Source organism: Streptomyces sp. ISL-98 (assembly GCF_018614055.1).
Classification (GTDB): domain Bacteria; phylum Actinomycetota; class Actinomycetes; order Streptomycetales; family Streptomycetaceae; genus Streptomyces; species Streptomyces spiramyceticus.
The window spans coordinates 1-26367 of record NZ_JAGGPB010000115.1; the positions used below are offsets into that span (position 1 = coordinate 1).

Here is a 26367-nt window from a genome sequence, read left to right on the forward strand (position 1 = left end):
TTCTGGCGCATCACACTAGTGCTGGTAGCCGTTGGCCTGGACGGTGAAGAGCCGGGCGTACGTACCGTCCTCGTCGAGCAGTTCGGCGTGGGAGCCCTCCTCGGTGATCCGGCCGTCGGCCAGCACGACGATCCGGTCCGCGTCCCTGACCGCACCGAGCCGGTGCGAGATCAGCAGGCTGGTGCGGCTCGCCCGGTATCGCCGGAGCCGCAGATGGATGTCGTACTCGGCCTCCGCGTCCAGACCCGAGCTCGGCTCGTCCAGGATGAGCAGGTCCGGGTTTGTGCGCAGGAACGCGCGGGCGAGGGCGAGGCGTTGCCACTGGCCCCCGGAGAGCAGTGCCCCGGCATCGTCATCGGCGTCGTCGGCGGCGAAGACGCGGCTCAGCATGGTGTCGTAGCCATGCGGCAGCTTCGCCACCACGTCGTGCACACCGGCCTCCCGCGCGGCGGTGGTCAGCTTCGCCGGATCGCCGAGCGCCCGCACGTCACCGACGGCGATGTTCTCGCCGGCGGTGAGGTCGTAGTTCATGTAGTCCTGGAACACCGCGCCGAGCCGACGGCGCAACTCGTGCACCGGTACCCGGCGGATGTCGACCCCGTCCCACAGGATCTCGCCCCGGGTCGGGTCGTAAAACCGGCACAGCAGCTTGACCAGCGTGCTCTTCCCGGCACCGTTGTGTCCGACCAGAGCGACGGCCGTGCCGCGGGGGACGAACAGATTCACGCCGCGCAGTACCCAGGGGCGGTCGTCGCCGTACCGGAACCAGACGTCCCGCAGCTCGATGCCCCGGCTCAGTGCGGGGAGCCTGTCAAGGAGGACACGGCCGGCCGGTGGTTCGAGATCCGGTCCGGCCTGCAGAACGGCCATGTAGTGGTTCATCAGCAGAAGTTGATGGTGCCCATCGGCGAGGGAGCCGACGAGACCGGACAACGCGCCCTGCACACCTACGACAGCGGCCACGAACATGGAGACGTCACCGACCGTCAACCGCCCCTGCCTCGCCGCGAGTACCGCCCAAACCAGTCCGCCTCCGGCGACGAGTGCGCTGAGCAGGGCGAGGCCGGACTGGGTGACGAGCTCCCTGCGCTCCACCAGCCGGCGTTCGACGTCGGCCGTGCGCCGTTCGTCGAGCATCCGGCCCTTGAAGAAGTCACCAGCCGCGAACAGCCGGATCTCCTTGGCCGCGTCCAGACTCGACAGCAGCGACTGGTAGAAGAACTCCCTCCGCTGCGCCGAGCTGATGCGCCAGGCGCTCTTCGCCCGGCGTCGGGACAGCCGGAGCTCGGCCACCAGCGCGGGCACGGCCGCCGCGACGACGAGTCCGGTCATCACCGGGCTGATGACGCAGAGCGCGACGACGAACCCGACGACGCTCAGGACCCCGCCGGCGATTCTCAGCCCGGTCTCCACGACGCGGCCGACGGTCTGGCTGCCCGCGGACTGCGCCATCCGCAGACGGTCCTGGAACCGGGGGTCTTCGAACCTGGCGAGTCCGCCGAAGGAGTTGACGACCGTGAAGAGCCGGTTCACCGCCCGCATCCCCGCCGCCCGGTTGAGCCGTGCGCCCAGGTACTGGTTGAGGTGCGGCAGCAGCGCCGCCACCAGCCCCAGCAGGCCGAGTCCCAGAGCCAGCCCGAGCAGAGCCTGCTGGCTCACACCGGTCAGCCGGTCCAGGACGAGCCGGGTGAGCCAGGCCACTCCCACGGGCACCCCGGCGGCAGCGACGGCGACGGCCACGAGGCCCGTCATGTGTGCGGGCGCCGACCGCCAGGCGAGGGAGACCGCACTGCGGGCGGCGACGAACGCGTCGCGCGGCGCGAGCTGCTCTTTCCCGCTGCCCGTACGACGGCGCTCCTTCCCGCCGCCCGTACGGCGGCCCGGATCCTTGCTGATGTTCCCGCTCATGCACCGGCCTTCGTCGTGTGCGAGACGCGTAGCAGGGCGCGGCCGCTGGCTGCGATCCGGCCTTCGGGGCCCATGCGGACGCCGGTCGGCATGCCCTGGATGCCGAAGGCCCGGGTCAGTTCGCCCTCAAGGCGTGTCACGGCGACCGTGGCCACCGGGGACAGCGCGGCGACGAAGGCATCGGGTCGCGCTCCGTTGTCCTCGTCCAACACCACGGCGGCCAGGACCTGGCCCGGTCCCGCCGCGCGTGCCAATTCCACCACGCTCGGGAGGAGTTCCTCGCAGGGAAGGCAGCCCGGGGACAGGAAGGCCACGAGTATTCCCTCGCGCAGACCGTCACGGGCCAACGGCCTGCCCTCGGTGTCGCGCACGGAGAAGCTGCCCACGGGCTCTCCGACCGAGAGCCCCGAGCCCTGGAACGGGTCGCCCTCGGCGGCGGGCGAGGACCCCTGCCGCTGGGTGCGCAGCCGTCGGACGACCCCGAACGTCAGCATCAGATTGACGATGCTCAGCAGGCCGAACAGCGTCAAGACGGCGGTCAGGTACGCCATGGTGGGTTGATCCTTCCGGGGACGGCCCGGCCGTCGTGGCCGGGTAACGAAGGGGAACGGCCGTCACCGGCTGCCGCGCGCGGGAGTCGGCGGACGACGACGCCCAGCAGTTGGCCGGACGTGAAGTAGCCGCACTGGCGGGAGTCCAGGCTCCGCCGCGGGTTGTCTCCGAGCAGCACGAGCCGCCCGTCCGGCACGCGCTCCTCGGCCAGCGCCCGCAGTGCGGGTCCCACGTCCTTCGGTACCCGGTCCCCGGGGACGGCGACGGCACGTTTGATCAGCCACGCAGGCATGGGGAGACGGTCCCAGCGCTCACCGGCGGGCGGCCCGGACACGACGAGCTGGCCACTGCGGACCGCGGCGAGCCGGGTGCGGCGGACCACGACCCGGTCACCGTCGGCGAGGGTGGGAGTCATGCTCTGGCCCTCCACGGTGACGACGACGTACCGGCGGCGGACCAGGGCCACCGCGCCGGCCACTGCGCACCCGGCGCCGAGTGCCGTGAGAGCGGCGGGCTCTCGCGTCATGCCCTGGCCTCCTCGGGGTCCACCGGGCCGAACAGGTGAGCCAGGTCGTCGAGGGTCACCGTGAACAGCGCGAGGAGTACCCCGATGCCGACGGCCAGGAGCAGTCCCGCCGATGAGCCGGCCGCCGCCTCCGCCGTGATGGGCCGTCCCACCAGTCCGGCGAGGGCCACGCCGACCAGCAGCACATTGCGCACGACGTACCGGGGAGCGACGGGTTCTGAGCCGCCGAAGCAGTGGCAGGCGGCGTTCTCCTTCCGCCGCAACACCCCGGTCAGGGCCAGGGCGAACCCCGCGAGCAGGAATGCGCCCGCCGCGAAGCCGACGGTCACGGACGCGGGGACGACGAGCGCCACCAGCACGGCCGCCTCGGCGGCGATCACCAGGGGTGCCACGGCCTTCGTCCTGCGCCGCAGCGGCGGGGCGAGTTGTGCCACCGAGAGCCGGAAGGCGCGGTACGCGTCCGCAGAGCGGAGCTTGCCTGCGACCGAGCACAGGAAGACGAGGCCGAGCAGGACCCGGCCGCTGACGATCACATAGTTCATCGGAGCGAAAACCCTCCCGCCGGCGGAGCGCCCGGCGCTGAAGACCGGTCGTCGGAGACCGGCTCCGCCCCGGCGCGGGCCGGGGCGGAGCCGGTGCCTTGCAGATGCGGTGGTACGCAGTGGGGCGACGCCCGTTACATGCGGCAGCCGCAGTAGCCGACCCGCTGGTAGTCCTCGCACACCTCGTACCACATCAGCGTGGTGGTGCGTCCCGAGCACCTGCGGTAAATGCACTCGCTCTGCCAGCAGTCGGCCGCCGACGCACTCGTCTTCGGGGCCACCTTGTCGAGCAGACGATCCGAGATCGTCCGCAGTTGTACGAGCATGCCCTTCCTCCGGTTCCTTCGTGGGGTTCTTCCGTGGGGTTCTTTCGTGGGATCGCCCGGCTCGGTTCCGGTCCGTGTACGGCGCGGGACCGGTCGGTGTGCGGACCCTGTTCGGTCTCGCCCGGCGGGCTGGTCCGAGCTTGTGGGCACGGAGCCGGCCGCGGCAACGGCAAGTTCTGTCTCGGACAAGCCGTTCCTTGTCCGGACTGGTCAGAAGCTTGTCCGGATCCTGTCCGGAACCGGCGGCGGAGGACCGGAATCAACGTTGTCCGTGTGTGGCGGGACGGCTCACGATGTCCGCATGGCGAATGTGGGGGAGACGCAGCCGCAGCAGGTCGGTGATGCGGGTGAGTTCGCGGCTGCCATGCGGCAGCTCAAGGAACGCTCGGGGCTGACGTACCGCCAGCTCGAAGAGTGTGCTGCCGAGCACGGAGAGGTGCTGGCCCGCAGCACACTGGCGGACGTCCTCGGCGGGAAAGCCACGCCGCGTCCCGAGCTGGTGGCCGCGTTCGTACGGGCCTGCGGGGACAGGGAGCGGGTGCGGGAATGGCTGGAGGCCCGGGAAAGGGCCGTCAGCGGTGGGACAGGCCAGGACGAAGGCGACGAGGGCGAGAGCGAGGACGAGGCGGGGACACCGGGCCGGCGCACGCGTCGTGGACTGGGGCAGCGCCGGGTGCCCGCGCTGCTGCTGGGGCTCGCCGTGCTGTCCTTCGTGGCCGCCACCGCCTGGGTCGTCGGATTCTTCGGTGAGCCGGGCGGTTCCGGGGGTGACGGAGGCGGTGCGTCCGCGCCCTCGGGGAACCGGACCGTCCTGCCGCAGGGTCCCGTGGAGATCCGCCCGGTCCTGGCGGACGGTCTGTGCCTGACCGACGGGCATGCCGAAGGGTACGACTCGCTGGTGGCCGTGCAGCGTCCGCGCGGGGACGTCGCGCCTCAGGAGACCGAGCTGGTGCCCGCGGGGGGAGGCACGCTCCGCGTGCAGTGGTACCACCCTGACCATGGCAAGGGCTGCCTGAAGGCGGTGACTGTTCGCACTGGTGCCGCCCTGCTGGAGCCCTGGGACGACTGCGGAAAGACGAGCAGGTTCCGCATCGAGCCGTCGGATTCCGGCGGCAGCGATCAGTACGTGCTCCGCGTCATCGGCGGTGGATGTGTGGGCATCAGCGGGTCGAGGAAGTCCGCCGGAGCGCCGGCGGTGACGCAGCCCTGCGACGGGAGCGGGAACCAGATCTTCTCCATCTCGCCCGCGTCTTGAGCCGGTTGGTGGCGTGTGCCCAAGCGCGCACCCCCCAGGTGGTCGCAACACCCTGGAGGCTCTCACCAAGAAGGGCGTCGTCGACAAGGAGCGCAAACAAGGGTCGGTGATGTACACCGTGCCCAAGTCCGCAGCGGCCGAACCGGACTCGGCGGCGGCTCCCGAGACTGCGGGCGACAGGCCCACAGCAGAGGTCTGGTCGCCGCCGGCCGAGCGCCCCTGACTGCGCGCGGTGGGCGGGCGCCTGCCGCGAGGAGCGCCGATGGTCTCCACCGCGGGCCAGGCACCCACTCTCTGTCCCTCCGTTGCCGGCCCGCGTGCCGCGCAGGTCGTGGGCGTGGTGGTCGAACAGCAGATGGCCGCCGGGCACCATGCGTTCCATGACGCGGATGGCGTTGACGACCGGGGCGATGGCCACCCAGGGAACAACGCGGAGTTCACCCTCGGAATGGTGGTTGCCGTCCGCGTCCCGGGCGGACTTGTACACGGTGCTCGTGATCAGGTGCCGCCCCTGCGGTCCTCGCCGTCCGGCTCGGGATCGGGGCAGCAGCCGCTGCGCAGGCCGGCCACTACTGGCGGGAGGGGGTTTATTCCGACCATGCACTATTCCCCTCCGACCAGTAGTCCTCATGCCGGGACCCAGCAGCTTGTCAGGAGACCGTCGCCGGGGTGTCCCGCAGGGTGACGTTGGCGTGGCTCTCCTGGAAGCTCTGCTCTGAAACGAGGGTCAGCCGGGCCGTGGACTGGAACTCCGGCAGGGTAGTGGAGCCGCAGGAGACCATCGTGGTCTTGAGCTTGGCAATGGTCAGGGCGAGCCCTTCGTTGAGGTCGCCTGCGTAGGGGACGTAGCCGTCCACGCCTTCCTCGAAGACCAGCCCCTGGCCTCCCTGGCCGTAGCGCTGCCAGTTGCGGGCCCGGTTCGAGCCCTCACCCCAGTACTCCTTCACGAAGCCGTCACGGGTGGGCAGCTTCGCGCCGGCCGCCTGATCGAAGCGTGCGAAGTAACGCCCCATCATGACGAAGTCGGCCCCCATCGCCAGCGCCAGGGCCACGTGGTAGTCGTGCACCAGCCCACCATCGGAGCAGATCGGCACGTACTCGCCGGTGCGTTCGCGGAAGGCATCCCGGGCCGCCGCGACGTCCAGCACAGCGCTGGCCTGGCCGCGGCCGATGCCCTTCTGGTCCCGAGTGATGCAGATGGAGCCGCCGCCCACCCCGACCTTGACGAAGTCCGCTCCCGCCTCGGCGAGAAAGGTGAACGCCTCGCCGTCGACCACGTTGCCGCCGCCGACCGGGATCTCCGGATAGTGCTTCTTCACCCAGGACAGCGCTTGCGCCTGCCAGTCGCTGTAGCCGTCGGACGAGTCGAAGCACAACGCGTCCACGCCCGCCTCCAGCAGGGCCGGGACGCGCTCCTGATAGTCGTGGGTGTTGATACCTGCGCCCACACGCAGACGCTTGGCAGCGTCCACGACCTGGTTCGGGAAGCGCTTGTTGTCCGCGTAGTCGGAACGGAACACCACATGCTGCAGGTGACCCTCGGTATCCAGCACCGGGAGGCAGTCCAGCCGTTCGTCCCACAGCCGCGCGTTGGCTTCGGAAAGCGTGATGTCGGGCCCGGCATGGGCCAGGTCGGCGATAGCGGCCATCCGGCCACTGACCGGTCCGTCCAGATCATGACGCTGGGGATGAAAGTCCCGGGAGGTCACCAGGCCGAGCAGGCGGCCGGTGGCGGTCCCGTCGTGGGTGACCGCGGCGGTGCTGTGACCGGTGCGGCGCATGACATCGACCAGCAGGCTCAGGCTGTCGTCGGGGCGGACGTTGGTATCGCTGGTGACGAACCCGGCCTTGAAATTCTTCACCTGGCGGACCGCTGCAGCCTGGTCCTGGATCGGCTGATTGTGGTGCAGGAAGCTGAAACCACCGTTTCGCGCGAGCGCGATCGCGAGATCGGGTGTGCTGACGGCCTGCATGATCGCGGACGTGAACGGGGACTGCAGCTCGATCGCCGACGCCTCGCGATGTGCCGCACCAGGGGCGTGCGCAAGTCAACCGTCGCAGCCGAGCAGTCGGTCCGAGTCCGGTTCGGCAAGAGCAGAAACTCATTGAACGTCCGTGAGACTTCGGCCATGATCTGTGCCACTCGTTCCTCCTGACCCGTCGGCCGGGGCCCGACTGCCCCGCCGTGAGGACCGCCCCCGTATCCCGGGGCCCGGGCAGGCAGAGATCAGCACGGCAGCCGTGGAGGTGCCACCAACTGCGGCAGAGCCCTGACCGGCCCGTGGATCGAACGGGGTGCGGTCGTGACCTGGCACCTTATCGATCAACTCAGCAGGCCCCACGCCATGATCAAGCCGACGAGTCATCTCACCCGCGACCGTGATGCTGCGCGAGCACGACGAACAGGCTGCGGCGGCAGAGAGCGCATGACCACGGTCACCAGGTCCCGGCTGCCGCTACTTTGCGGCTGGCGTGCGAGCCAAGGACTCCGGAGCCGTGTACTTCAGGTTTGGTTTCCTGCCCGGAGCGTCAGCTGTTGGCCAGGGTGCGGTCGAGGAGGGGGAGCAGTCGGTCCCAGTGGCGCTGCAGTGCGGAGGGGTTGAAGGCGTCGGTGTCGGACATGGTGAAGCCGTGGATGGTGCCGGGGTAGATCTCGGTGGTGTAGCCGACACCTGCGGCATCCAGGGCCTGGTTGAGCTCGCTGATGGCCTCGGGCGTCAGGTCGTTCTCGGCGAGGCCGAGGTGGACTTGGGCGGTGAGCTTGGGGACGAGGCGGTGCGGGCTGTCGGGCGCGTCGGTGACCAGGAAGCCGGGGTGGAATCCGGCGACGGCGGCCACCTGGTCGGGGTGGGCCGCTGCGGTGCGCATCGCCAAGGCGGCGCCTATGCAGTAGCCGATCACGGCGGCCGGTCCGGCGCTGACCTCGGGCTGGGTGGTGAGGAACCGGAGGTAGGCGTCGGCGTCGCGCAGGACATGTTCGGCGGTGTGCGCCTCGATCAAGGGCATCAGCTGGGCGATGACCGCGGGCCGGATCTCTTCTCCGATGTGCCCGGGAAGTTCGATCACTGGTGCCGGGCCGTGCCGGTAGTAGAGGTTGGGGACGAGCACGTAGTACCCGTGCTCGGCCAGTTCGCGGGCCATCTCCTCCAGCACGGGCCGCACGCCGAAGGCGTCCGTGTACAGCAGCACTCCCGGGTGCCGCTCGCCACGGTCGGGGAAGGCGGCGAAAGCGTCGGCCTGGCCGTCCGTGGTGGGAATCTGCAGCGTCTTGATGGGCAAGATCTTCCTTCCTTGGGGCTGATGCCAAGTGCACAGCCTCTATCAGGGTTGAGGTCAACCAGAGATCAACCTGGCGATGACCTACGATCATTGGGCAAACCGGCACGAACCGGAGTAGGGACGATCAACCCAGCCGACACCGGGAGGCTGACCAGGTGGCTCCATCCGGATCAGAGTCCTCTTCACGCCGACTGCAGCCGTAGAAGATCTCCAGGTTGACCCGAATCGTGATCATTCTCAGCGATAACGGCTGTCCGCTGGTTCCTCAACCCCGCTCTTGATGTTCATGCTGCCCCAGCAGCGTGCCTCACGTCTCGTCGGAGTGACCAACTCATCGGCTCACAGGCTTAGTTCGGATAAGAGATGCTGTACATCCTGACCGGCTGCGACCGGGCACTCGCCGAGATCGCCCGCCGCGCCCTCGGCGACAGCGACCGCATGCCCAAGCTGCACGCCTGATTCCACCGGCAAGCCGGCGCCCGCGGCTACACCCCGGAGGTCCTGCCTACGCAGTCGGCGTCAACAAGGGCGGCTTTACGGGTCCTTCGCTGACCAGAGCGCGCAGCTGGAGGCGATGCTCGACACCTGGGAGGGCGAGAGCACCGACGAGGTGCGCGACCAGGTCGAACATGACGGCGGCGATGCGCGCACCAAAATCCGGCGAGCCGGCCTCCAGCGAGCGCCTGTTGCCGCTCGACCTTGCCGTGCGCGACTCGGCCCGGGCGCGGGGCTGGAGCGCGACCCGGGTATGTGGCTCAAGTTGTTTCCGCACTCGCTGTGTCCCGCGCTGGTTGTGTCTCGTTCTGTCGAGATCACACTGCGGGCTGTGTCCCGGCGATTCAGCCGGCCGTGTCGCTCCGGTGCAGGAGGAACTCGGGCGGTTTCCGGAAAGTTTGTCCCTTTGTGCCCCCGTGGAGCAGAAGCCGTCACGGCTGGTGTCGGTGGACGAGCAGATCCAGGTTGCGGCTTACCTCGCCGTCGAACACTGCAGTTAACGTGTGGCCGTTGGTCGAACGCTGCGGTTAGCGTGTGGCCTTTCGCGGACCCGCTGCTTGACTGGGAGATCCTGACATGACCAGTAAGTTCACCGAGCTTGCGATCGACTGTGCCGATCCCCATGGTCTCGCCCGGTTCTGGTGCTCGGTCCTTGACTACGAGGTGCAAGACGAAGACGACGGAATTGTCACAATTGGCTCCCCCGTGGCGCCTGAAGGCAAGAACCACCTTGGCCCAGTGCCACCGACGTTGACATTCGCGCACGTGCCCGAGGGCAAGACCGTCAAGAACAGGCTCCACATCGACGTCAACCCAACCGACAGGGAGCAAGACGAAGAGGTCCGTCGCCTGCTCGAACTAGGTGCTCGACATGCCAACGTCGGCCAAACGGGCGATGAGAGCTGGGTCACGCTTGCCGACCCAGAGGGGAACGAGTTCTGCGTCCTTGCGGGCCGCCGCCCCTGATCGGAAGCCGCACACCGCGCCAGGCATGCTGCGACAGCGCGCCACCGCACTGGAGTTCATCGAACCCGAACGCAGCGACGACGACCGCCGCCACGCCCGCCTCTACCGCTGGGACCGATGGTCCGACATCGCTGCGCACTACGCGACGGACCCCGACGATGCCCTCGACCGCTACGGCACCCGCCTGTGCTGCTACGCGGTCAAGCACATCGCGTGGACGTGAGGAAGGAGGCGGGGAAAGTTCACACTGTGCAGGCCGTGTGCTCGGAACACGGGCGTCTGGCTCTCACCGCTGCCTCCTGCCCCGGGGTCTGCCGCGGGGCAGGAGGGTGATCGTCCGTCAAGCTCCGTTGTCAGTGCCTCCCCATAGTGTGGAGACATCACTCGGGGAGCCTCGGAGAAGGAGCAGAAACGTGTCCGCCAACAAGATCCAGCACAAGGTGAATCACGTCGCGCTGGTAGTGGACTGTTCGGGTTCCATGCATCAGCACCAGAGTCAACTCATCCGCGTCGTGGACGAGTTCGTGGCGGGCTTGAAGGCCGAGTCGGACAGCCTCGGTCATGAGACCCGGATCAGCCTCTACTCCTTCGACCATAAGGTGGAGAACCTGGTCTGGGACATGGACGTGAAGCATCTGCCGTCCATGCGGGGTCTGTACAAGGTCAACAATGGCGCTACGGCACTCATCGAAGCCTCTCTGAAGTCCCTGGACGACCTGGGCCACATCTGGGAGGCGTACGGCGAGCACAGTTTCCTCCAGATCGTGGTGACGGACGGCGAGGAGAACGCCTCCGGCGGCGACAGACGGCACGACGGCGACATGGCCATCCTCGGCCCCTGGCTCGATAAGATCGCGGCGAAGATGGGTGCGCTTCCGGGCCACTGGACTTCCGCGATCCTCGTTCCGAACTCCCTGGCGAAGCGAACCGCCCAGAACTACGGCTTCCCGGCCGGAAACATCGCCATCTGGGATGCGGATTCCCAGGAGGGTGTCGAGGAGGCGATCGGTACCGTGCGCGCTGCCGCCACCAGCTTCCTCCGTGGCCGCGAACAGGGCGTGCGCGGCACGAAGAACCTGTTCGCGGTCGGTCAGGACATATCGGTCGACGACGTGCGAGCGAACCTCGAACCCGTCCCGGCCGACAAGTATCGACTCCTGAAGGTCGACACGGAGGTCGAGATTCGATCCTTCGTTGATTCGCATCCGGGCGTGACGTACGAACGCGGGTCGTGTTACTACCAGTTGGGCACCCGGGTTCAGGTTCAGCCCGACAAGGAAGTCATCGTGGTCGAGAAGGACACTGACCGCGCATACACGGGCGACGCGGCACGCAGTCTTCTGTTCGGTACGGGTATCCATGGGACCGTCTCCGTGAAGGCGGGGCGTAATCCCAAGTTGGAGGTATACGTGCAGAGTCGTTCGGTGAACAGAAAGCTCAAGCCGAAGACGCGTCTGCTCATCATGCTATGACCTCAGCAACGGATTGACAGTTTTGCGCCTCACGCCTCCCTCGGACCGAGGTCCGTAAGCGCGGCTCCCAGCCGACGTGCACCCTCGGTCAGCTCGGTGTGATCGGTCGTCGCGGCGAACCCGATACGCAGGTGAGCCGCCGGCGGTTCGGTGGCGAAGTAGCGGCTGCCGGCGCTCACCGTGACGCCTCGTTGCCGGGCGGCGCTGGTGAGGACGGTGTCGTCCACGCCAGACGGCAGGCGAACCCACAGGTGCAGCCCGCCGGTAGGCGGCCCGGCCAAGGTTGCGCCGGGGATCTCGTGGGCGACTGCGGCGGCCAGCACGGCGCACCGCTCTCGCAGTGCCGTACCGAGAGAGCGGACGTGCCGGTCCCAGGACGGGGAGCTGAGCACTTCCAGCGCGGCCTCCTGGAGCGGGCGCGTGACGAAGAAGTCGTCGACCAGACGCACCGCCCGCATGCGCTCCATGACGGGTCCGCGGGCCACCAGTGCCCCGATCCGCAGGCTCGGTGCTGCGGGCTTGGTGAGTGAGGTGACGTGGACGACCGTGCCGTCGCGGTCATCGGCGACCAGTGGCCGCGGCACGGCGCCGCCGTGTCCCAGGTGCCGCGCGAAGTCGTCCTCGAGCACGAACGCGCCCGATGCGCGCGCCACATCAAGGATCTGGCGGCGCCGTTCGGGCGCCAGCACGGTGCCGGTCGGGTTCTGGAAGGTCGGCTGGCAGTACAGCAGTCGCGCGCCGGTCATCGCGAATGCGTCGGCCAGCATGTCGGGCCGCAGGCCGTCGGCGTCGAGCGGTACGGGAACCGGCCGCAGCCCTGCGGCGCGGGCGGCGGCCAGGGCCCGGGGATAGGTGGGGGACTCCACCAGGACCGGGCTGCCGGGCCCGGCGATGGCCCGGAATGCGATCGACAGGGCGCTCTGCCCGCCGGCGGTGACCAGCACGTCCTCCGGAGCCACGCTGCCGCCGACGATCCGGGCGAACACGGTGCGCAGCGCCATCAGGCCGCCGGCCGGGGCGCGGTCCCAGGCGTCCGGACGGCGTGCCGCCCGCGCAAGCGCGGCGCTCAGGGCCCGGGTGGGCTGGAGCGAGCGGTGTATATAGCCGCCGTCCATGGTGATCGTCCCGGCCGGTGGTGGGCCGAGCGGGTCGGCGATCAGGTGGGTGTCGACTGCGCGGTCGGTGAGGGCGACCGTCTGCCAGTCGGTATCCGTGTCGCTGTCGCAGGCTTCGTCGCGGAGCCGGTTGCGCTGCGCCGCGAACGTCCCACTGCCCGGACGGGTCACTACCGCGCCCTCGGCGGCCAGTGCGGCGATGGCCCGCGCCACCGTCGCCGGGCCGACCCGGTATTCCTTGATCAGCTCTCGGCTGCTCGGCAGCCGGTCGCCGGGGGCCAGTCGGGAGACCAGCGTACGGAGACTGTCGGCCAACTCCCCAGAAGTGCTACCGTTGTTCATGAGAGACGAGAATAGCGCTACTGGTCCTGGTCGGGAAGCACTTCAGCTGGACGTCGCCGCACTGCGGGCCGACACCCCGGGGTGCCGCCAGGTCATCCACTTCAACAACGCGGGCTGCGGACTGCTGGCAGCGCCCGTGACAGACGCGATGGTCGGCCATCTGAACCTCGAAGCGCGGATCGGTGGTTACGAGGCGTCGGCCGCCCGAGCCGCCGAAGTCCGCGAGTTCTACACGGAGATCGCCGCCCTGATCAACACCACGCCCGACAACATCGCCTTCGCGGGCAGCGCCACCCACGCCTACGCCACCGCCCTGTCCTCGATCCCGTTCGAGACCGACGACGTCATCCTCACCACCCGCGACGACTTCATCTCCAACCAGATCGCCTTCCTGTCCCTGCGCAAGCGGTTCGGCGTACGCATCGTCCACGCGCCCAACACCCCCGAGGGCGGGGTCGATGTGGAGGCGATGGCCGCGCTGATGCGGACCCACCGCCCCCGCCTGGTGTCTGCCACCCATGTCCCCACCAACTCGGGCCTCGTCTCGCCCGTCGCCGAAATCGGCCGCCACTGCCGCGAGTTGGACCTGCTCTACCTGGTCGACGCCTGCCAGTCGGTCGGCCAGTTCGTCATCGACGTGGAAGAGATCGGCTGCGACCTCCTCACCGCCACCTGCCGCAAATTCCTCCGCGGCCCGCGCGGTTCCGGATTCCTGTACGTATCCGATCGCGTCCTGAGCGCAGGCTACGAACCGCTGTTCATCGACATGCACGGCGCCCGCTGGACCGAGCCGGGCGGCTACGAGCCCGTAGGGACGGCGGCCCGGTTCGAGGAGTGGGAGTTCCCGTACGCCACAGTGCTCGGCAGCGCCGCCGCGACGCGCTATGCCCGCAAGGTCGGTATCGAGGCCATCGAGCAGCGCACGCCGGCGCTCGCGGCCCGGCTGCGCGACCGGCTTGCACCGATCCCCGGGGTGCGCGTGCTCGACCGCGGCCCGCGTCTTGCCGCGCTCGTCACCTTCGGTGTAGCGGGCTGGCAGCCGCAGCCGTTCAAGGCGGCCATGGACGCCCGCGGCATCAACTCGGCGCTCAGCTTCCGTGAGTTCGCCCAGTTCGACTTCGGGGACAAGGGCGTCGAATGGTGCCTGCGCCTGTCGCCGCACTACTACAACACCGAGGAGGAGGTGGACCACGTCGCCGACGCGGTCGCGGACCTCGCCGGCAAGGGACGGCGATGACCGCCACACAGACACACGCCGTAGAACGGTCTACGGAAAGCCTCTGGCGCAACGGAGACTTCCTCAAATTCTGGCTCGGCGAGACACTCTCGCTCCTCGGCACCCAGGTCACAAACCTTGCCCTGCCGCTGACCGCGATCATCGCCTTCAATGCCACCGACGAGCAGGTCGGTGTCCTGCGGTTCCTGCAGCTTGTCCCGTATCTCGGTCTCGCGCTGGTCTTCGGGGTGTGGGTGGACAGGACCAGGCGACGGCGGATCATGCTTGGTGCCAACCTCGTCCGGACGATCGTGCTGGCCCTCGTACCCGTCCTGTACTGGATGGACGCGCTCAGCATGGTCTCGCTCCTTGTGATCGCCTGCGCCGTCGGCGTCGCCTCGGTGCTGTTCGACGTGAGCTGGATGTCGTACGTACCCACGCTCGTACGCGACCCCAAGCACTATGTCGAGGCCGGCGCCAAGATGGGGATGAGCTCATCGGCGGCCGATGTGGCAGGTCCCGGGCTCGCGGGTGTCCTGATCGGCGCACTGACCGCGCCCGTGGCGCTGATCGTCGACGCGTTCTCCTATCTGGTGTCCCTGATCTCGCTGCTGCTCATCCGCACGCCCGAGCCCAGGCCCGAACCGCCCGCCGCACGACGGCACCTGCCGACCGAACTCCGGGACGGCTTGCGCTGGGTGCTGAAGAACCCGGTCCTGCGGTCGCTGGCCCTGATCGGGTTCTGCTGCAATTTCTCCATGATCACCGTATGGACGATGTTCCTGCTGTACGGAACACGCGACCTGCACCTGGACTCGACAACCCTCGGCGGCATCTTCGCCACTGCCTCCGTGGGCGGTCTGATCGGTGCGGCGATCTCCCGTAAGGTCATCCGTCGCTTCCGGCTCGGACTGGTCTACCTCGTCGCCCAGTCGGCCCTGCTCATCGGCCCGATGCTGATCGTTGTGGCCACCGGCCCCCGGCCGGTGATGGTGGGGATGTTCGTCCTCTCCTTCTTCACCACCTATCTCGGTCTCGGCATCGCCGGCGTCATCATCGTCAGCCTGCGCCAGGCCAGTACCCCGCAGTCGATGATGGGCCGGATGACGGCGGTCTTCCGCACCCTGCTGTTCGGCGGTGGCGCACTCGGCGGGCTGTTCGCGGGCCTGCTGTCCGGCCGGATCGGCGCCCAGGGCGCATTGACCGTGGCGGCGATCGGATCCGCCGCCGTGCTGATCGCGCTTGTCCTGTCCCCGGTGAGCCGACTCCGTGGCCTGCCGTCGGCACCGGAAGAACCCGTCACAGCGGCAGCGGAAGGGCAGGCCACGGGCTGAGACGGAGAATGCCGAAGGGCCCCACCGTGAACGGTGGGGCCCTTCGACATCGTGTCCGGTGAGGCACTGGCGGAGGTCAGTCACGCAACAAAGAAATCAGGGCCACCTCAGAAGGCGGAGTTGGCGAACCAGTGCAACAGCAGGTCCTGGTCACCCTCGTGTTCGACGGCCTCGGTGTTGTGGTGCCGACGGCCGTAGAGGAGCAACAGGAGGTCGGCTGCGGTTGTCTGGACGGTTGCGTCCGCAGTGGTGTCTGCTGTTGCGGCGGCCGGGTCGATCCCGAAGCCGTCCGGGCGCAGGCTGACGAGCCAGTCGGCGTTCCCGTCGGTGGTGCGGAAGCGGATGGTCTCGCCGGTCCCGCGCAGGTTGGCCACCTTGGGTGCGAAGAAGGTGGCGAAGGGCAGGTTGACGAGGAACTCGTCGATGCCGTCGACCGCGAGCGCGCGGTCGATCGCGGGCCGGAGTCCGAGGGTCAGCTCGGCGTCGGCCCGGTGCAGCAGGGTCTCGAAGAGCATCCTGCGCGCCCAGAAGCGGGCATGCTGGTCGGCGCCCCACGTCCACATCGGCAGGTTCGGGTCGGTGGCTGCGAACGCGTCGGCGGCCACGGCCGCGCTCTTGTCCAGCCAGCTGGGGTAGGCGTCCGTCGTCGTAGGGAGTCGAAGTTCTACTTCGCGGCTGTGCGGTGGGCTTTGGATGCGTGCGTGCAGCAGGGCCGAGAACCAGCGCTGCACGCTGCCGGTGTGCTTGACCAGGTCGGCCAGCGTCCAGTCGGGGCAGGTGGGCACAGGGGCTGTCAGGTCGGCCCCTTTGAGTACGGCGGTGAACTTGGTGGTCTCGGCCGCCACGGCTGCGCGGTGGTCGATGGGGTGCCAGGTGGTCATGTGTCGTTCCTTTGAGCGGGTTGGCCGGTGGGAGGTCAGACCTCTGGTTCTGTAAGTGGGAGCGGGGTTCTGGATCAACTTCCACGTACAAAACCAGACCTCGGCGTGCACAGCCTCGGCCGCCGGCTGACCCTGCTCGTCGGCGGTGACCGGGAGGGATGTGGCAAGGGGCCGGTGTTCTTGTTCAGCCCCACCAGCGCGTCAGTACCGAGGAAACCCACGGCCGAGGCACGGACAAACGCCGACGGTTACGCGTAAATCCTGGCCCGGCTGCAGTGCGGGAGCTCTCAACAAGGCCGGCCGCCGGTCCGCCCCCGGTCAGGTGGCGGGCCGGGAGAGGAAGACCCGTTCCAGCAGGGTGTGCAGGGAGTCCCGCTCCTGGTCGCTGAGCCTGTCCAGGCCCTCCTGCGTGGCGCGCATCTTCGCGCGGATCGCGTCGGTGACGCGCTCGCCCTCGGCTGTGAGGACGACGTTCTTGATGCGCCGGTCGGAGGGGCTGGGCTCGCGGCGCACCAGGCCGCGCTTCTCCAGCCGGTCGACGATCCCGGTCATGTTGGAGGCGTCGCAGGTCAAGGTGTTGGCCAGGGCGCGCATCGCGGCGGGTCCCCGGCGCAACACGGTCAGTGCCTTGCCCTGACTCGCGGTGAGGTTCTCGCTCGCCGCCGCGACCGTGAAGTCGCCGTAGTAGGCGCCGAGCGCCACCGAGAGCAGTTCCATGAGCCGGGCCGTGTCGACGCGGGCAGTTCCTGTCATGGGAGTCACTTTACCCAGGAAACTTGACGATCTCAAATATCTACATTTACCGTCTACTCATTGCTTGAAGTTATCAAGCATCAAGGTTGCCAAGTACCTACGAGGAGCACCCCCGTGACCGTCACTGCGTCTTCGGCCCCCCGCGCGGCCGAGATCCTGTCCCGGCCCGTCGCGCTGAACGGCCTGACCGTCCCGAACCGCATCGTGATGGCGCCGATGACGCGCATGTTCTCCCCGGGCGGCGTCCCCGGTGAGGACGTGCAGTCGTACTACGCCCGTCGCGCCGCCGCGGGAGTGGGCCTGATCGTCACCGAGGGGACCTACGTCGGCCACGAGTCGGCCGGGTCCAGCGACCGTGTGCCGCGGTTCCACGGTGAGGAGCAGCTGGCGGGGTGGGTGAAGGTCGCCGAGGCCGTCCACGCGGCGGGCGGCACGATCGTGCCGCAGCTGTGGCACATCGGCATGGTGCGCAAGCAGGGCGATGCGCCCTACGCCGAAGCCCCCGCCGTCGGCCCCTCGGGCATTCGCGTCGACGGCACCGAGGGCACCGGCAAGGCGATGACCCGGCGCGACCTGGACGACGTCATCGGCGCCTTCGCCGAAGCTGCTGCGGCTGCCGAGCGCATAGGCTTCGACGGCGTCGAACTGCACGGCGCCCACGGCTACCTCGTCGACCAGTTCTTGTGGGAGGGAACGAACCGCCGTACCGATGCCTACGGCGGCGACCCCGTGGCCCGTACGAAGTTCGCGGCCGAGATCGTGGCCGCGGTCCGCGAGACCGTCTCGCCCGACTTCCCGGTGATCTTCCGCTACTCGCAGTGGAAGCAGGAAGCCTACGACGCGCGGCTCGCCGAGACCCCGGAGGAGCTGGAGGCGATCCTGACCCCGCTTGCCGTGGCCGGCGTCGATGCCTTCCACGCCTCCACCCGCCGCTACTGGCTCCCGGAGTTCGAGGGCTCGGACCTGAACCTGGCGGGCTGGACCAAGAAGCTCACCGGCAGGCCCACCATCACCGTCGGCTCGGTCGGCCTCGACGGCGACTTCATCCGCGCGTTCGCGGGCGAGGGTGCCGCGGTCGGCAGCATCGACAACCTCCTCGACCGCCTGGAGCGCGACGAGTTCGACCTGGTCGCCGTCGGCCGCGCCCTGCTCCAGGACCCGGAGTGGGCGGCGAAGGTCCTGGGGGCCGCGTCGGGGAGCTGAAGCCGTACGACGGGGCGGCGCTGAAGACGCTGAGCTAGACGGCTTCGTTTGGACCACCGGGCCGACCAGCGGAAGATCCCCGCGACGTGGAGTCCGGCCAGGTCGCTGGTCGCGGTCACCTTGCGCAGGTACGCGACCAGCTTGCCGCCGTCGACCGCGCCAGGATCCTGCTCAGGTCCCACCCTGTCGCCGACGGCCACAGCGGTCTGCTCTGGGCCCTGCGCCCGGTGCGACCTGGAGCTGGGCGCGAGCGCCCTGCAGACGGATCTGCCGCGGCTGCGCGAAGGATCCGTCGGAGGCCATGAGCTGTGCCGTGGCGACGCGGGAAGTTCCCGGCATGTGAGCCACCTTACGCCGAGAAACTTGACGATCTCAAGTATTGACGTTTACGGTCTACCAATTGCTTGATGTTCTCAAGTATCGATGTTCTTAAGTAGTTGGGAAAGAGTTTCCGTGTCTCACGCACAGCACGCGGCGTCCTCGCGCCCCGCCGGACAGACCGCGGTCGTCCTGGTGCTCGGGCTCGCCGCCATGGTCGTCTCGATGATGCAGACCCTGGTCGTCCCGATCCTGTCGATCATCCAGAGCGAGCTGGACGCCACCACCGCCAACGCCAGCTGGGTGACCACGGCCACTCTGCTGTCCGCCGCCGTCTTCACTCCCCTTCTCGGCCGCTTCGGCGACCAGCACGGCAAGAAGCCCACCCTCGTCGGCGTGCTGCTCGTGATGATCGCGGGCTCGGTGCTGGCCGCCACCACGACGTCGCTGACCTGGCTCATCGTCGGCCGCGTGATGCAGGGCGCGGCGACCGCGATCTTCCCGCTCGCCCTGTCCGTGCTGCGCGAGGAGATCAAGCCGGAGAAGCTCCACGGTGCGATGGCCCTGGTCAGCGGCACGCTCGGCTTCGGCAGCGGACTCGCCCTCGTCGGCGCGGGACTCCTCACCCAGGGCTCCGACCCCGACTACCACCAGGTCTTCTGGCTCGCGGTCGTCCTTGCCGTGGTGGCGCTCGTCGGCGTGCTGTTCGTCGTGCCCGCATCGCGTACGAAGACAGGGGGAAGGACCGATTGGCTGGGCGCGCTCACCCTGGCGATGCTCCTCGTACTGCTGCTTCTGCCGATCTCGCAGGGGCACGAGTGGGGCTGGACATCCGGCCGTACGCTCGGCAGCTTTGCCGCAGCGGTTGTCATGGCGGGCGTGTGGGTCTTCACCGAGACGCGGGTCAAGGAGCCGATGGTGGACATGAAGATGTTCACGCACCGCCCCGTGCTCTTCACCAACTTGGCGGGCCTGCTGCTCGGCTTCGCGATGTTCGCCCAGTTCATCGGCGTCTCGTACCTCGTGCAGATGCCCGAGGAGCTGGCCGGTTACGGCTTCGGCGCCTCCGTGCTGGAGGCCTCGGTCGTGTACCTGCTGCCGGCCACACTCGTCTCGCTGGTGGGCGCCCCGTTCGGCGGCATGCTGGTACGCCGGATCGGGGCACGCGCCACGCTGGCTGCCGGAGCCGGCTTCGGAGTGCTCGGCTTCACCTGGCTGACCCTGGCACACGACACCAGCGCCTCGGTGATCGGCGCGGGCATGGTCGCCGGTCTGGCGATCAGCTTCGGGTACGCCGCCATGCCGGCGCTCATCGTCGCCAGCGTCCCGGCCCACCAGACCGGGATCGCCAACGGCATCAACTCCATCTCCCGCTCGGTCGGCAGCGCTGTCGCCAGCGCGATGATCACCTCGCTCCTCGCTTCGAAGACCATCGATCTCCCGGCCGGAATGCCCGCACTGCCCCAGGAGAGCCAGTTCATCCTCAGCTTCACCATCGCCGGAGCGGCATTCCTCCTGATCGTGGCGCTTGCCCTGATCGGGCTCAAGGCAGCACACGCGCCTCGGATGCCCGTATTGAGGAAGGTGGCGGAATCGGAGACTCCTGAGCGCGTCGGGGTCTGAACCAGAAACGACATGCGGCCCTGCCACCTGCAGGCGGCAGGGCCGCATGCACGTCATGAGGTCAGTCGGCCGCCTGGCTCAGCGAGCCGTCTTGGACGACTTCTCGTCCGCTGCGCCGTTGCAGGTCCACTGGATCAGCTGGGACCCTTGGTCGCCTGGGAGCCGAGCCCGGGGCACTTGCCGGAGTAGACGTTGCGCAGTTCGCGCGTGCCCGCGTCCGACGCCACTTCTGGCCGACTGCGTCGTTGCACGTGCACTGAGCGGCACCGCAGGCCACTGTGCGGGTCGCTCCCTCCCGCGAGTCCCGGCGCCCGGGTGCTGAGGGTCCCGTGAGCCGCGACGGTGCGTCTGGTGCCCGGGTCTGCCCACCTGGACATCACTGGCTTTGTTTGGTGGGTCTCATGTGGTGCCTTGATCCCGCCGACAGGTGGGATCACGGTCAGAACGGAGCAGTGGGCTGGTCCAGTCAGTTGGAGGTCTGGCGCAAGACCAGGCAGACGAAGCCAAAGCTGTCCCGGTAGGAACGCAGCCATTCGGAGCGGCGTGTGGTGGCTGTCGAGAGAACTTCGGAACTGTCCGGATCATCAGGATGGTCCAGGGCCCATGCAGCCAGCGACCCCCAGCATGCCCACTCGTAATCGTCCAGCTCCCGGCGGGTGCTGACGTGGCCGTGGACGGGCGTCCACCGTCAGCAGTCACGCGATCCAAGGTGGTCGCCAGGTCGGTGAAGTCGCCGAGCATCTCAACGGCTTCCTGGGAAGGCTTTTTCTCCCAGAATCCGTCACCGACCAGGACGCGCCCGCCCGGAGCCCAGATGATTGCGTGCCACCGCGAGAGTGGGCAACAGGCCGCCGAAGGCGTGTGCGGCCCCGACACTGAGCACCAAGTCGAAGGGGTGCGCGGAGGCGAAGTCGGCGGCTGCCTGGTGGTGGAGGACCAGGCGATCTTGGACGCCAAGCCTGCTCGCGGCCTCACGGGCTTGTGCCAGCGCGTCTTCAGAGATGTCGACGCCCTCGGCACGCAATCGAGGGCTGGTGGCCAGGGCGCGAAGGAGCCACTCTCCTCCGCCGCAGCCGAGATCGAGCACACGCGCGTCAGGTTGGGAGATCCCGCGCTCGAGCAGTTCGCGCACAGAATCGTCGTCGAGGGGAGACTTAATCGGATGATTGGCATGAGCGATCCTGGACATCAGTTCGCGGTTCATCGGCGCAGCCTGACACCGCCGGAAGACTGCACGCACCTCCATTTCCTCGGTGAACTGCCTGCCACTCACGCTCATGTCCCGTTCCAGCGCCGCCGATCAGCCATTTCTCGCCGAGTGGCGCTGAGCCCCCGGCAACCGGTCAGAGGGTGACTCCCGCAATCACTTCGAAACGACTCCCACAGCCACGCGCATAGCCACCCTGGGACGCTCCCCCGGCGGGCTGACGTGCAAGATCCACCTGGCGAGCGAAGGGGTCGGCGTTTGCTCACGTTCGTCATCACACCAGGCCAGTGGGGCGACGCCCCATAGCTGATCCCCGTCCTCGATCGCATCCGGGTACCCATGCCCGGCGGCCCCCCCGCACGCGACCCGACCATCTGGGCGGTGACAAGGCGTACAGCTCCCGCCGCAACCGGCGATACCTGCGACGCCGACAAATCAATCACACCATTCCCGAACGCGGGGTCGAGCGGGCCAACCAACAACGGCGAGGCAGCGCGGGCGGACGGCCCACAGGGTTCCACCGCACGATGTACAAACGCTGCAACGAAGTCGAGCGAACGACCAATGCGCTCAAGGGCTTTCGGGCCATTGCCACCCGATTCGACAAGAGGGCGTATGGCTTCCACGGCACCGTCGCCGTCGCCGCCGTACGCCTCTGGCTCCTCTCGTGACTCGCCGGACACTCACTAGGTGTATTGAACGCGAGAGTTGTTGACACTTGCGGGTCTTGAACATGGCGAAGACCTCCGGTGTGGTGGAGGTGTCTAGGCTCACCGCACGGAGGTCTTCGTGTCCCACCGTAATGCCCGGCTGACCGTCTTTGGGAGGCGAGCACATGACGCCGCATCGCACGGCACCAGCAGTGGAAGCCCGGGTCTGCGAACTGCGGCAGACCCGCAAGCTGGGGCCGGCCCGCATCGGCCCGATCCTCGGACTGCCCGCCTCGGCCGTGCACCGAGTCCTGACACGCCACGGCCTGCACCGGTTGGGCTGGCTGGACCGGCCGACCGGAGAACCCGTACGGCGCTACGAGCGGTCGAGGCCGGGTGAACTGGTCCATGTCGACATCAAGAAACTTGGCAACATCCCCGACGGAGGCGGCTGGCGCGCAGTCGGCAGGACGGCCGGCGATCACAACCGTCAGGTCACCACCGGCCAACGCAGAAGCTGCAAGAAGGGGGTGGGCCCGCACGACCGTGCGGGCCCACGTTCTGGTTCAGTTGTTGCAGGACGTGAAGTCCGGGCTGGTCTGGGCCAGATAGATGCTGGACCGGCCGTGGTCGTCGCTCTTCAGCGGAACGGTGACGGTATCCGTCGCCTTCCACGGGAAACCGTTCGCATCGAAGGTCCACTCACCGGTCACCTTCGTCGCCAGCTCCGACAGTGCCACCCATCCGTAGTGAAGCGACGGCACGGTGATCATCAGGCTGTTGCCGAGATCCTCACGCAGGTTGTAGCTGACCTGGCCGGAGATGGTGAGGCTGACGCTGGTCTGGACAGGGCTCGCACCTCCCGTGCCGATGCTCGATGTGAAGGACACGCCGAGCTGGCTCGACCAGCCGGTGGAGGTGTTCAGCGAGAACGTCCACGGCACCGGCGCCTCGGTGCCGTTGTACCAGACGGGAGAGACGCACTGCTTCGGAAGCGGCTCGGCCGGGGCCTGGGAGCCCTTCGTCCACGAGCAGGTCGTTGCATCCTTCTGGCAGCGCTTCGACGCGTAGTCCACAGCGGCCTTGAACGCGGCGCTGGTCGCCGACGACGGGATCTTCCACTGCTGCGCCTTGCTGGCGTTGCAGCCGTAGGTCTGGGTCCACGCGTCGTTGTACTGGGCGGCCAAGACGACGTCGATGCACTTGTTGTCACCAGCGTTGCGGATCATGAACGTGTCGCTGGTGTTACTCACGGGCTGGAAGTACCAGCGCTGGCCGGACGATCCGGAACAGAACTGCTGCTTGAGCGGGAATCCGGCTTCGATGCACTTGCCGGTGTCGTCGTTGACCAGGGTGAACGACCCGTCGACCTGAGTGCTGGCGTTCCACTTCTGGTGGTAGCCCGGCGCGGAGTTGGTGACGATGTAGACACCGTCCCCGGTGTTGCCGTTCTGCACGTCCAGGTTCCGGCCGCTGTTGACCGACGTTAAAGTCAGGCCGCTCAGGCCCGAGCCGTCGTCGGCCTGGGCCGTCCCGGCCTGGGCAGCCAGGCCAAGAGTGACGGCGAGCGCGGCTATGAGGACGGCGAACGTTCTGGGTAAGCCGCTGCGTCTGGGCGGTTTCATACCAGAACAACCCCCTTATCTGATCGGAGTGTTGGTGGTGTAGTCCACCTTGTTCATCACACTGTCGCTGCCTGTGATCTTGCGGCGGTGCTCCGCTTTGAGCGCGCTGTGAAACCTCGCTGACGGCGTCGCCGAAGCACGAGCCGGCCCGGCCCATCGACGGGGGCCTCGGCCGTATGTCGATGACGAGGCCACGCCCACTCCACGTCCAGCTCCGCGCGCGGCCTGCTGGGACGCGGTGAGCGACTTCGCGTTCAAAGGGAAGGGATGGGCCACCTTGAGCTTCTGGTCCCGGAGCAGGTCACTGGCGAGCCCCTGAACCCCAACACCGACCACCACAAGTGGAAGGACCTGCTGTAGGCGGCTGGGATCCGTGAGGTCGCCTCGACGCCCGTCACACCGCTGGAACGGTCCTGCTGATCCTCGGTGTTACGGACGTCGTCGTCGACGCGATCATGGGCTGGGAGCCGGCAAGTCGGCGCGGATGCGACGCCGGTACCAGCACCCGTCCTCCAGGAAACCGCCGACAGGGTCGGCGGCCTGCTCTCGGGTGCTTGGGTGGCTGCGTGAATGCCCAGGTCACAACATCGCCTGTGGCCTGGGGCATTTCGCTTGTTCCTGATCGCGGATGAGCGAAGGGAGGGCTTGGGCGAGATTACTCCAGGTCCGCGATCACCAGTACCTCGGCACTGCCCTTGAACTTCCAATTCTGGTCCGGGTTACCAGGGCGCAGCTTGATGTGCAGCGTGACTTGTCCGCTCTGATGCCCGGACTGCTCCACCGACACCGTCACTTCTTCACGCCCGAGGACGTATTCGGGGGTGCTGCCGTACTCAAACGCGAAGGATTTGAGTGCCGCGTCGACGACGAGGTTGTCGTCGAAGTCCCTCCGGATCTTTCCAGGGAAGGTGAACTTCTCCTTCCTGGTCACCCCGTCCTTGCAGCTGCCGTTTTCAATTTCGAAGGAAATTACTCGGAATGCGAGTGCCACCACGCACCTCCATTGAGAATCGGCGATGCTGCCGAAACTCTCGTATTGGTCCACGCCTGGGCATCCAGCCCGGCGAAGATTGTTCCGCGTCTTTGATATCAGGTTCCCATCGCTTCTTGCTACGGACGAAAACCGGACATGAGTAGGACCCGGACTATCTCCAGCCATGACAAGTTGCCTGTTCCTGAGGCTGCGAACTGAGGTCACCGCAGGTCAGGCTCTTGTCCGGAATCTGGTGACGTCGGGCATGAGAGGCGCAATATGAGCTGGCCTTTCGTTTCGGAAACGGTGGCCGAAAATCGGGCTACTGGCACCATCAGGGGCGCCATTGCTTGCTGAATCTTTGGCGGGATAGGTTTGACGCCGGGCTCTCTGCGGTTCTCCTGGATGGTCGTTGGCAGTTTCAACTTCGCGTATTCGTGTATCTTCTCGGTTTATGGGTGCCGGGGAGAATCTTGCGTGCCATTTCATCTGCGGTCGTGCCGCAGCGGCGCGTATATTTCGTTTTCCGTACTGCCATTGCGTGGCATCGGGTGATCCAAGCAGGCGTGCGACCGAGCCCTCATCCCTAGGCCGTGTCCGATGGGTCAAGTGACTTGCCCGGAGATGTGACCGTTCCGGGTTTGATCGAGACTCTATGGGGTGAATGTGACCTGATGTTTTGTGGCTGTCAGGTAGTGGTTGGCTTCGTATTCGGCGGGTGGGATGTGGCCGATCTCGCCGTGAAGGTGACGGTGGTTGTACCAGTCGATCCATTCGGCGGTGGCCAACTCGACCTCGGACAGCGTCTTCAAGGGCCGTTGGGGTTTGATCAACTCAGTCTTGAAGAGGCCGATCGTGGACTCCATCAGGGCGTTGTCGTAAGCGTCGGCGACCGAGTCGATGGACGCTGCGATGCCCTCGCCCTGGAGATGGGTGGCCGACTTGAACCTGAGCTGACTGCCCGCGTCGCTGTGATGGGTCCACTGCCCGGGTTGGTGCGGACTGGTTCCCCCTCGCGCTGCCACAGCCTCATCTCCAGTGCGGCTGGGACGAGTTCGGTGTGCTTGGTGGTTGCCGCAGGCCGGCCGACGATGCGGCGGGAGAAGGTGTCCACGACGAACGCGACGTAGAGGGCCCCGGCCGAGGTGGCGATGCGGGTGAAGTCCCCGCGACCCAGCAGCGGTTCGGCGCCTGGGCGACGAAGTCCCGGTCGACCAGGTCGGGGGCCCGGCCGGCGGCCGGGTCGGTGACTGTAGTGGTGACCTTCTTGCCGTGGACGGCGCCTGGGCAGACTCATCGGTCGTGACGCCAGGCCGCCCCGTTGTCGATCTGGTCCTGGCGGAGCCACTTGCGCAATGTCTCGGTCGTCCCGATCCCCAGCTTGGCGGCGACCGCCTTCATCGCGGACCACTCGGTGTCGTACCTGGGCCGCACCTCGGCGACCATGCGGACCGCGCGCTTGCGCAGCTCAAGGGGGTAAGGGAAGGACGTGCCATGACTCGATCCTCTCAAGCGATCGAGTCCCTACCGAACCCGGAACGGTTCACCCTTCGGGAAGATGACCGCCCGCGTGCAGGGCACCCCAACTGGCAGCGGAGAAACTCGGTGCCGAGCCGATGCCCATGAGGACCCCGTCGGGCACCTCAGGCGTTTCAAGCCGCCGGGTTGTGTTGTGGCGGAGCCGCGCGCTGGACGGGCTTCGTGTCCGAACGATTGAGATGGCATGCTCTTGCGTCTCCCGCGACCTGTTGGTGGTTGAGGGTGCGTGCGGCCATCGTGTTCACCAGGACGATCTCGTGTTTGTCA

Annotated in this window: 19 protein-coding genes and 7 pseudogenes; 12 read left to right on the forward strand and 14 right to left on the reverse strand. The window is 67.8% G+C overall.

Features of this window, described 5'->3' with window-relative positions; genetic code table 11:
- Nucleotides 1-15: 15 nt before the first annotated feature.
- The 5 genes from J7I98_RS40005 to J7I98_RS40025 all read right to left on the reverse strand — a co-directional run bounded on the left by J7I98_RS40005 (nucleotide 16) and on the right by J7I98_RS40025 (nucleotide 3854).
- Entirely contained in the window at nucleotides 16-1908 is a 1893-nt protein-coding gene (locus tag J7I98_RS40005; protein ID WP_214929974.1) for an ABC transporter ATP-binding protein, read from the reverse strand.
- Nucleotides 1905-2459: a TlpA disulfide reductase family protein gene (locus J7I98_RS40010; protein WP_214929975.1), complete on the reverse strand. Its 555-nt coding sequence runs from the start codon at nucleotides 2457-2459 to the stop codon at nucleotides 1905-1907. The genes J7I98_RS40005 and J7I98_RS40010 overlap by 4 nt, the downstream gene beginning before the upstream one ends.
- The gene (locus tag J7I98_RS40015) at nucleotides 2447-2986 is read right to left on the reverse strand and encodes a S26 family signal peptidase (RefSeq protein WP_214929976.1); all 540 of its coding nucleotides are present in this window, start codon (nucleotides 2984-2986) and stop codon (nucleotides 2447-2449) included. The genes J7I98_RS40010 and J7I98_RS40015 overlap by 13 nt, the downstream gene beginning before the upstream one ends.
- Nucleotides 2983-3528 carry a MauE/DoxX family redox-associated membrane protein gene (locus J7I98_RS40020; RefSeq protein WP_214929977.1) on the reverse strand — a complete coding sequence of 182 codons (546 nt, stop codon included), beginning with the start codon at nucleotides 3526-3528 and terminating at the stop codon, nucleotides 2983-2985. Before J7I98_RS40020 ends, J7I98_RS40015 begins: the two co-directional genes overlap by 4 nt.
- A 134-nt stretch (nucleotides 3529-3662) precedes the next feature.
- Entirely contained in the window at nucleotides 3663-3854 is a 192-nt protein-coding gene (locus J7I98_RS40025) for a hypothetical protein (protein ID WP_214929978.1), read from the reverse strand.
- A gap of 301 nt (nucleotides 3855-4155) precedes the next feature.
- Here J7I98_RS40025 and J7I98_RS40030 point away from each other — a divergent pair, with 301 nt between their 5' ends.
- Together J7I98_RS40030 and J7I98_RS40035 are read left to right on the forward strand one after the other, a co-directional pair.
- Nucleotides 4156-5109 (forward strand): XRE family transcriptional regulator, encoded by a 954-nt coding sequence (locus J7I98_RS40030; protein ID WP_214929979.1) that lies wholly within the window; start codon nucleotides 4156-4158, stop codon nucleotides 5107-5109.
- A 13-nt stretch (nucleotides 5110-5122) separates the two neighbouring features.
- The gene (locus J7I98_RS40035) at nucleotides 5123-5332 is read left to right on the forward strand and encodes a hypothetical protein (RefSeq protein WP_214929980.1); all 210 of its coding nucleotides are present in this window, start codon (nucleotides 5123-5125) and stop codon (nucleotides 5330-5332) included.
- Nucleotides 5333-5759: 427 nt separating this feature from the next.
- On the opposite strand, the pseudogene J7I98_RS40040 reads toward J7I98_RS40035, so the two are convergent.
- Both J7I98_RS40040 and J7I98_RS40045 read right to left on the reverse strand, forming a co-directional pair.
- A pseudogene (locus tag J7I98_RS40040) lies at nucleotides 5760-7252 on the reverse strand (IMP dehydrogenase).
- 386 nt (nucleotides 7253-7638) lie between these two features.
- Nucleotides 7639-8388 (reverse strand): dienelactone hydrolase family protein, encoded by a 750-nt coding sequence (locus J7I98_RS40045; RefSeq protein WP_214929981.1) that lies wholly within the window; start codon nucleotides 8386-8388, stop codon nucleotides 7639-7641.
- A 1071-nt stretch (nucleotides 8389-9459) separates the two neighbouring features.
- Here J7I98_RS40045 and J7I98_RS40050 point away from each other — a divergent pair.
- From J7I98_RS40050 to J7I98_RS40060, 3 genes are all read left to right on the forward strand, one after another.
- On the forward strand, nucleotides 9460-9849 hold the full coding sequence (locus J7I98_RS40050) for a VOC family protein (protein ID WP_214929982.1): 390 nt from the start codon (nucleotides 9460-9462) through the stop codon (nucleotides 9847-9849).
- Nucleotides 9850-9874: 25 nt separating this feature from the next.
- Nucleotides 9875-10072 carry a hypothetical protein gene (locus tag J7I98_RS40055; RefSeq protein WP_214929983.1) on the forward strand — a complete coding sequence of 66 codons (198 nt, stop codon included), beginning with the start codon at nucleotides 9875-9877 and terminating at the stop codon, nucleotides 10070-10072.
- Between the two features lie 190 nt (nucleotides 10073-10262).
- On the forward strand, nucleotides 10263-11321 hold the full coding sequence (locus J7I98_RS40060) for a vWA domain-containing protein (RefSeq protein ID WP_214929984.1): 1059 nt from the start codon (nucleotides 10263-10265) through the stop codon (nucleotides 11319-11321).
- Between the two features lie 29 nt (nucleotides 11322-11350).
- On the opposite strand, the gene J7I98_RS40065 is transcribed toward J7I98_RS40060, so the two are convergent.
- On the reverse strand, nucleotides 11351-12778 hold the full coding sequence (locus J7I98_RS40065) for a PLP-dependent aminotransferase family protein (protein WP_214929985.1): 1428 nt from the start codon (nucleotides 12776-12778) through the stop codon (nucleotides 11351-11353).
- Between J7I98_RS40065 and J7I98_RS40070 the strand changes: the two genes are divergently transcribed.
- The gene (locus tag J7I98_RS40070; protein WP_214929986.1) at nucleotides 12777-14015 is read left to right on the forward strand and encodes an aminotransferase class V-fold PLP-dependent enzyme; all 1239 of its coding nucleotides are present in this window, start codon (nucleotides 12777-12779) and stop codon (nucleotides 14013-14015) included. The genes J7I98_RS40065 and J7I98_RS40070 overlap by 2 nt on opposite strands.
- A complete protein-coding gene (locus J7I98_RS40075) occupies nucleotides 14012-15328 on the forward strand; it encodes an MFS transporter (RefSeq protein ID WP_214929987.1) in 1317 nt (438 codons plus the stop codon). The genes J7I98_RS40070 and J7I98_RS40075 overlap by 4 nt, the downstream gene beginning before the upstream one ends.
- A gap of 107 nt (nucleotides 15329-15435) precedes the next feature.
- On the opposite strand, the gene J7I98_RS40080 is transcribed toward J7I98_RS40075, so the two are convergent.
- Nucleotides 15436-16209, reverse strand: coding sequence for a maleylpyruvate isomerase family mycothiol-dependent enzyme (locus tag J7I98_RS40080; protein ID WP_214929988.1), 774 nt, complete (start codon nucleotides 16207-16209; stop codon nucleotides 15436-15438).
- A gap of 318 nt (nucleotides 16210-16527) precedes the next feature.
- On the reverse strand, nucleotides 16528-16962 hold the full coding sequence (locus J7I98_RS40085) for a MarR family winged helix-turn-helix transcriptional regulator (RefSeq protein WP_251021906.1): 435 nt from the start codon (nucleotides 16960-16962) through the stop codon (nucleotides 16528-16530).
- Nucleotides 16963-17076: 114 nt separating this feature from the next.
- Here J7I98_RS40085 and J7I98_RS40090 point away from each other — a divergent pair.
- Nucleotides 17077-18203, forward strand: a pseudogene (locus J7I98_RS40090) (NADH:flavin oxidoreductase).
- Between the two features lie 415 nt (nucleotides 18204-18618).
- Nucleotides 18619-20106, forward strand: a complete 1488-nt coding sequence (locus J7I98_RS40095) for an MFS transporter (protein ID WP_214929989.1) — start codon at nucleotides 18619-18621, stop codon at nucleotides 20104-20106.
- A gap of 466 nt (nucleotides 20107-20572) precedes the next feature.
- Here J7I98_RS40095 and J7I98_RS40100 read toward each other — a convergent pair.
- Nucleotides 20573-21310 (reverse strand): annotated as a pseudogene (locus J7I98_RS40100) (cyclopropane-fatty-acyl-phospholipid synthase family protein).
- A gap of 199 nt (nucleotides 21311-21509) precedes the next feature.
- On the opposite strand from J7I98_RS40100, the pseudogene J7I98_RS40105 reads away from it, so the two are divergent.
- Nucleotides 21510-21984, forward strand: a pseudogene (locus tag J7I98_RS40105) (IS5 family transposase); the annotation flags it as partial.
- Between the two features lie 167 nt (nucleotides 21985-22151).
- Nucleotides 22152-22499 (forward strand): annotated as a pseudogene (locus J7I98_RS40110) (IS481 family transposase); the annotation flags it as partial.
- 30 nt (nucleotides 22500-22529) lie between these two features.
- On the opposite strand, the gene J7I98_RS40115 reads toward J7I98_RS40110, so the two are convergent.
- A complete protein-coding gene (locus J7I98_RS40115; RefSeq protein WP_214929990.1) occupies nucleotides 22530-23588 on the reverse strand; it encodes an RICIN domain-containing protein in 1059 nt (352 codons plus the stop codon).
- A 303-nt stretch (nucleotides 23589-23891) separates the two neighbouring features.
- Between J7I98_RS40115 and J7I98_RS40120 the strand changes: the two are divergent.
- Nucleotides 23892-24158: pseudogene (locus tag J7I98_RS40120) on the forward strand (site-specific integrase); the annotation flags it as partial.
- An 85-nt stretch (nucleotides 24159-24243) separates the two neighbouring features.
- Here the strand turns inward: J7I98_RS40120 and J7I98_RS40125 are convergent.
- On the reverse strand, nucleotides 24244-24633 hold the full coding sequence (locus J7I98_RS40125) for a hypothetical protein (RefSeq protein WP_214929991.1): 390 nt from the start codon (nucleotides 24631-24633) through the stop codon (nucleotides 24244-24246).
- 581 nt (nucleotides 24634-25214) lie between these two features.
- Nucleotides 25215-26007: pseudogene (locus tag J7I98_RS40130) on the reverse strand (IS3 family transposase).
- Nucleotides 26008-26367 lie beyond the last annotated feature (360 nt).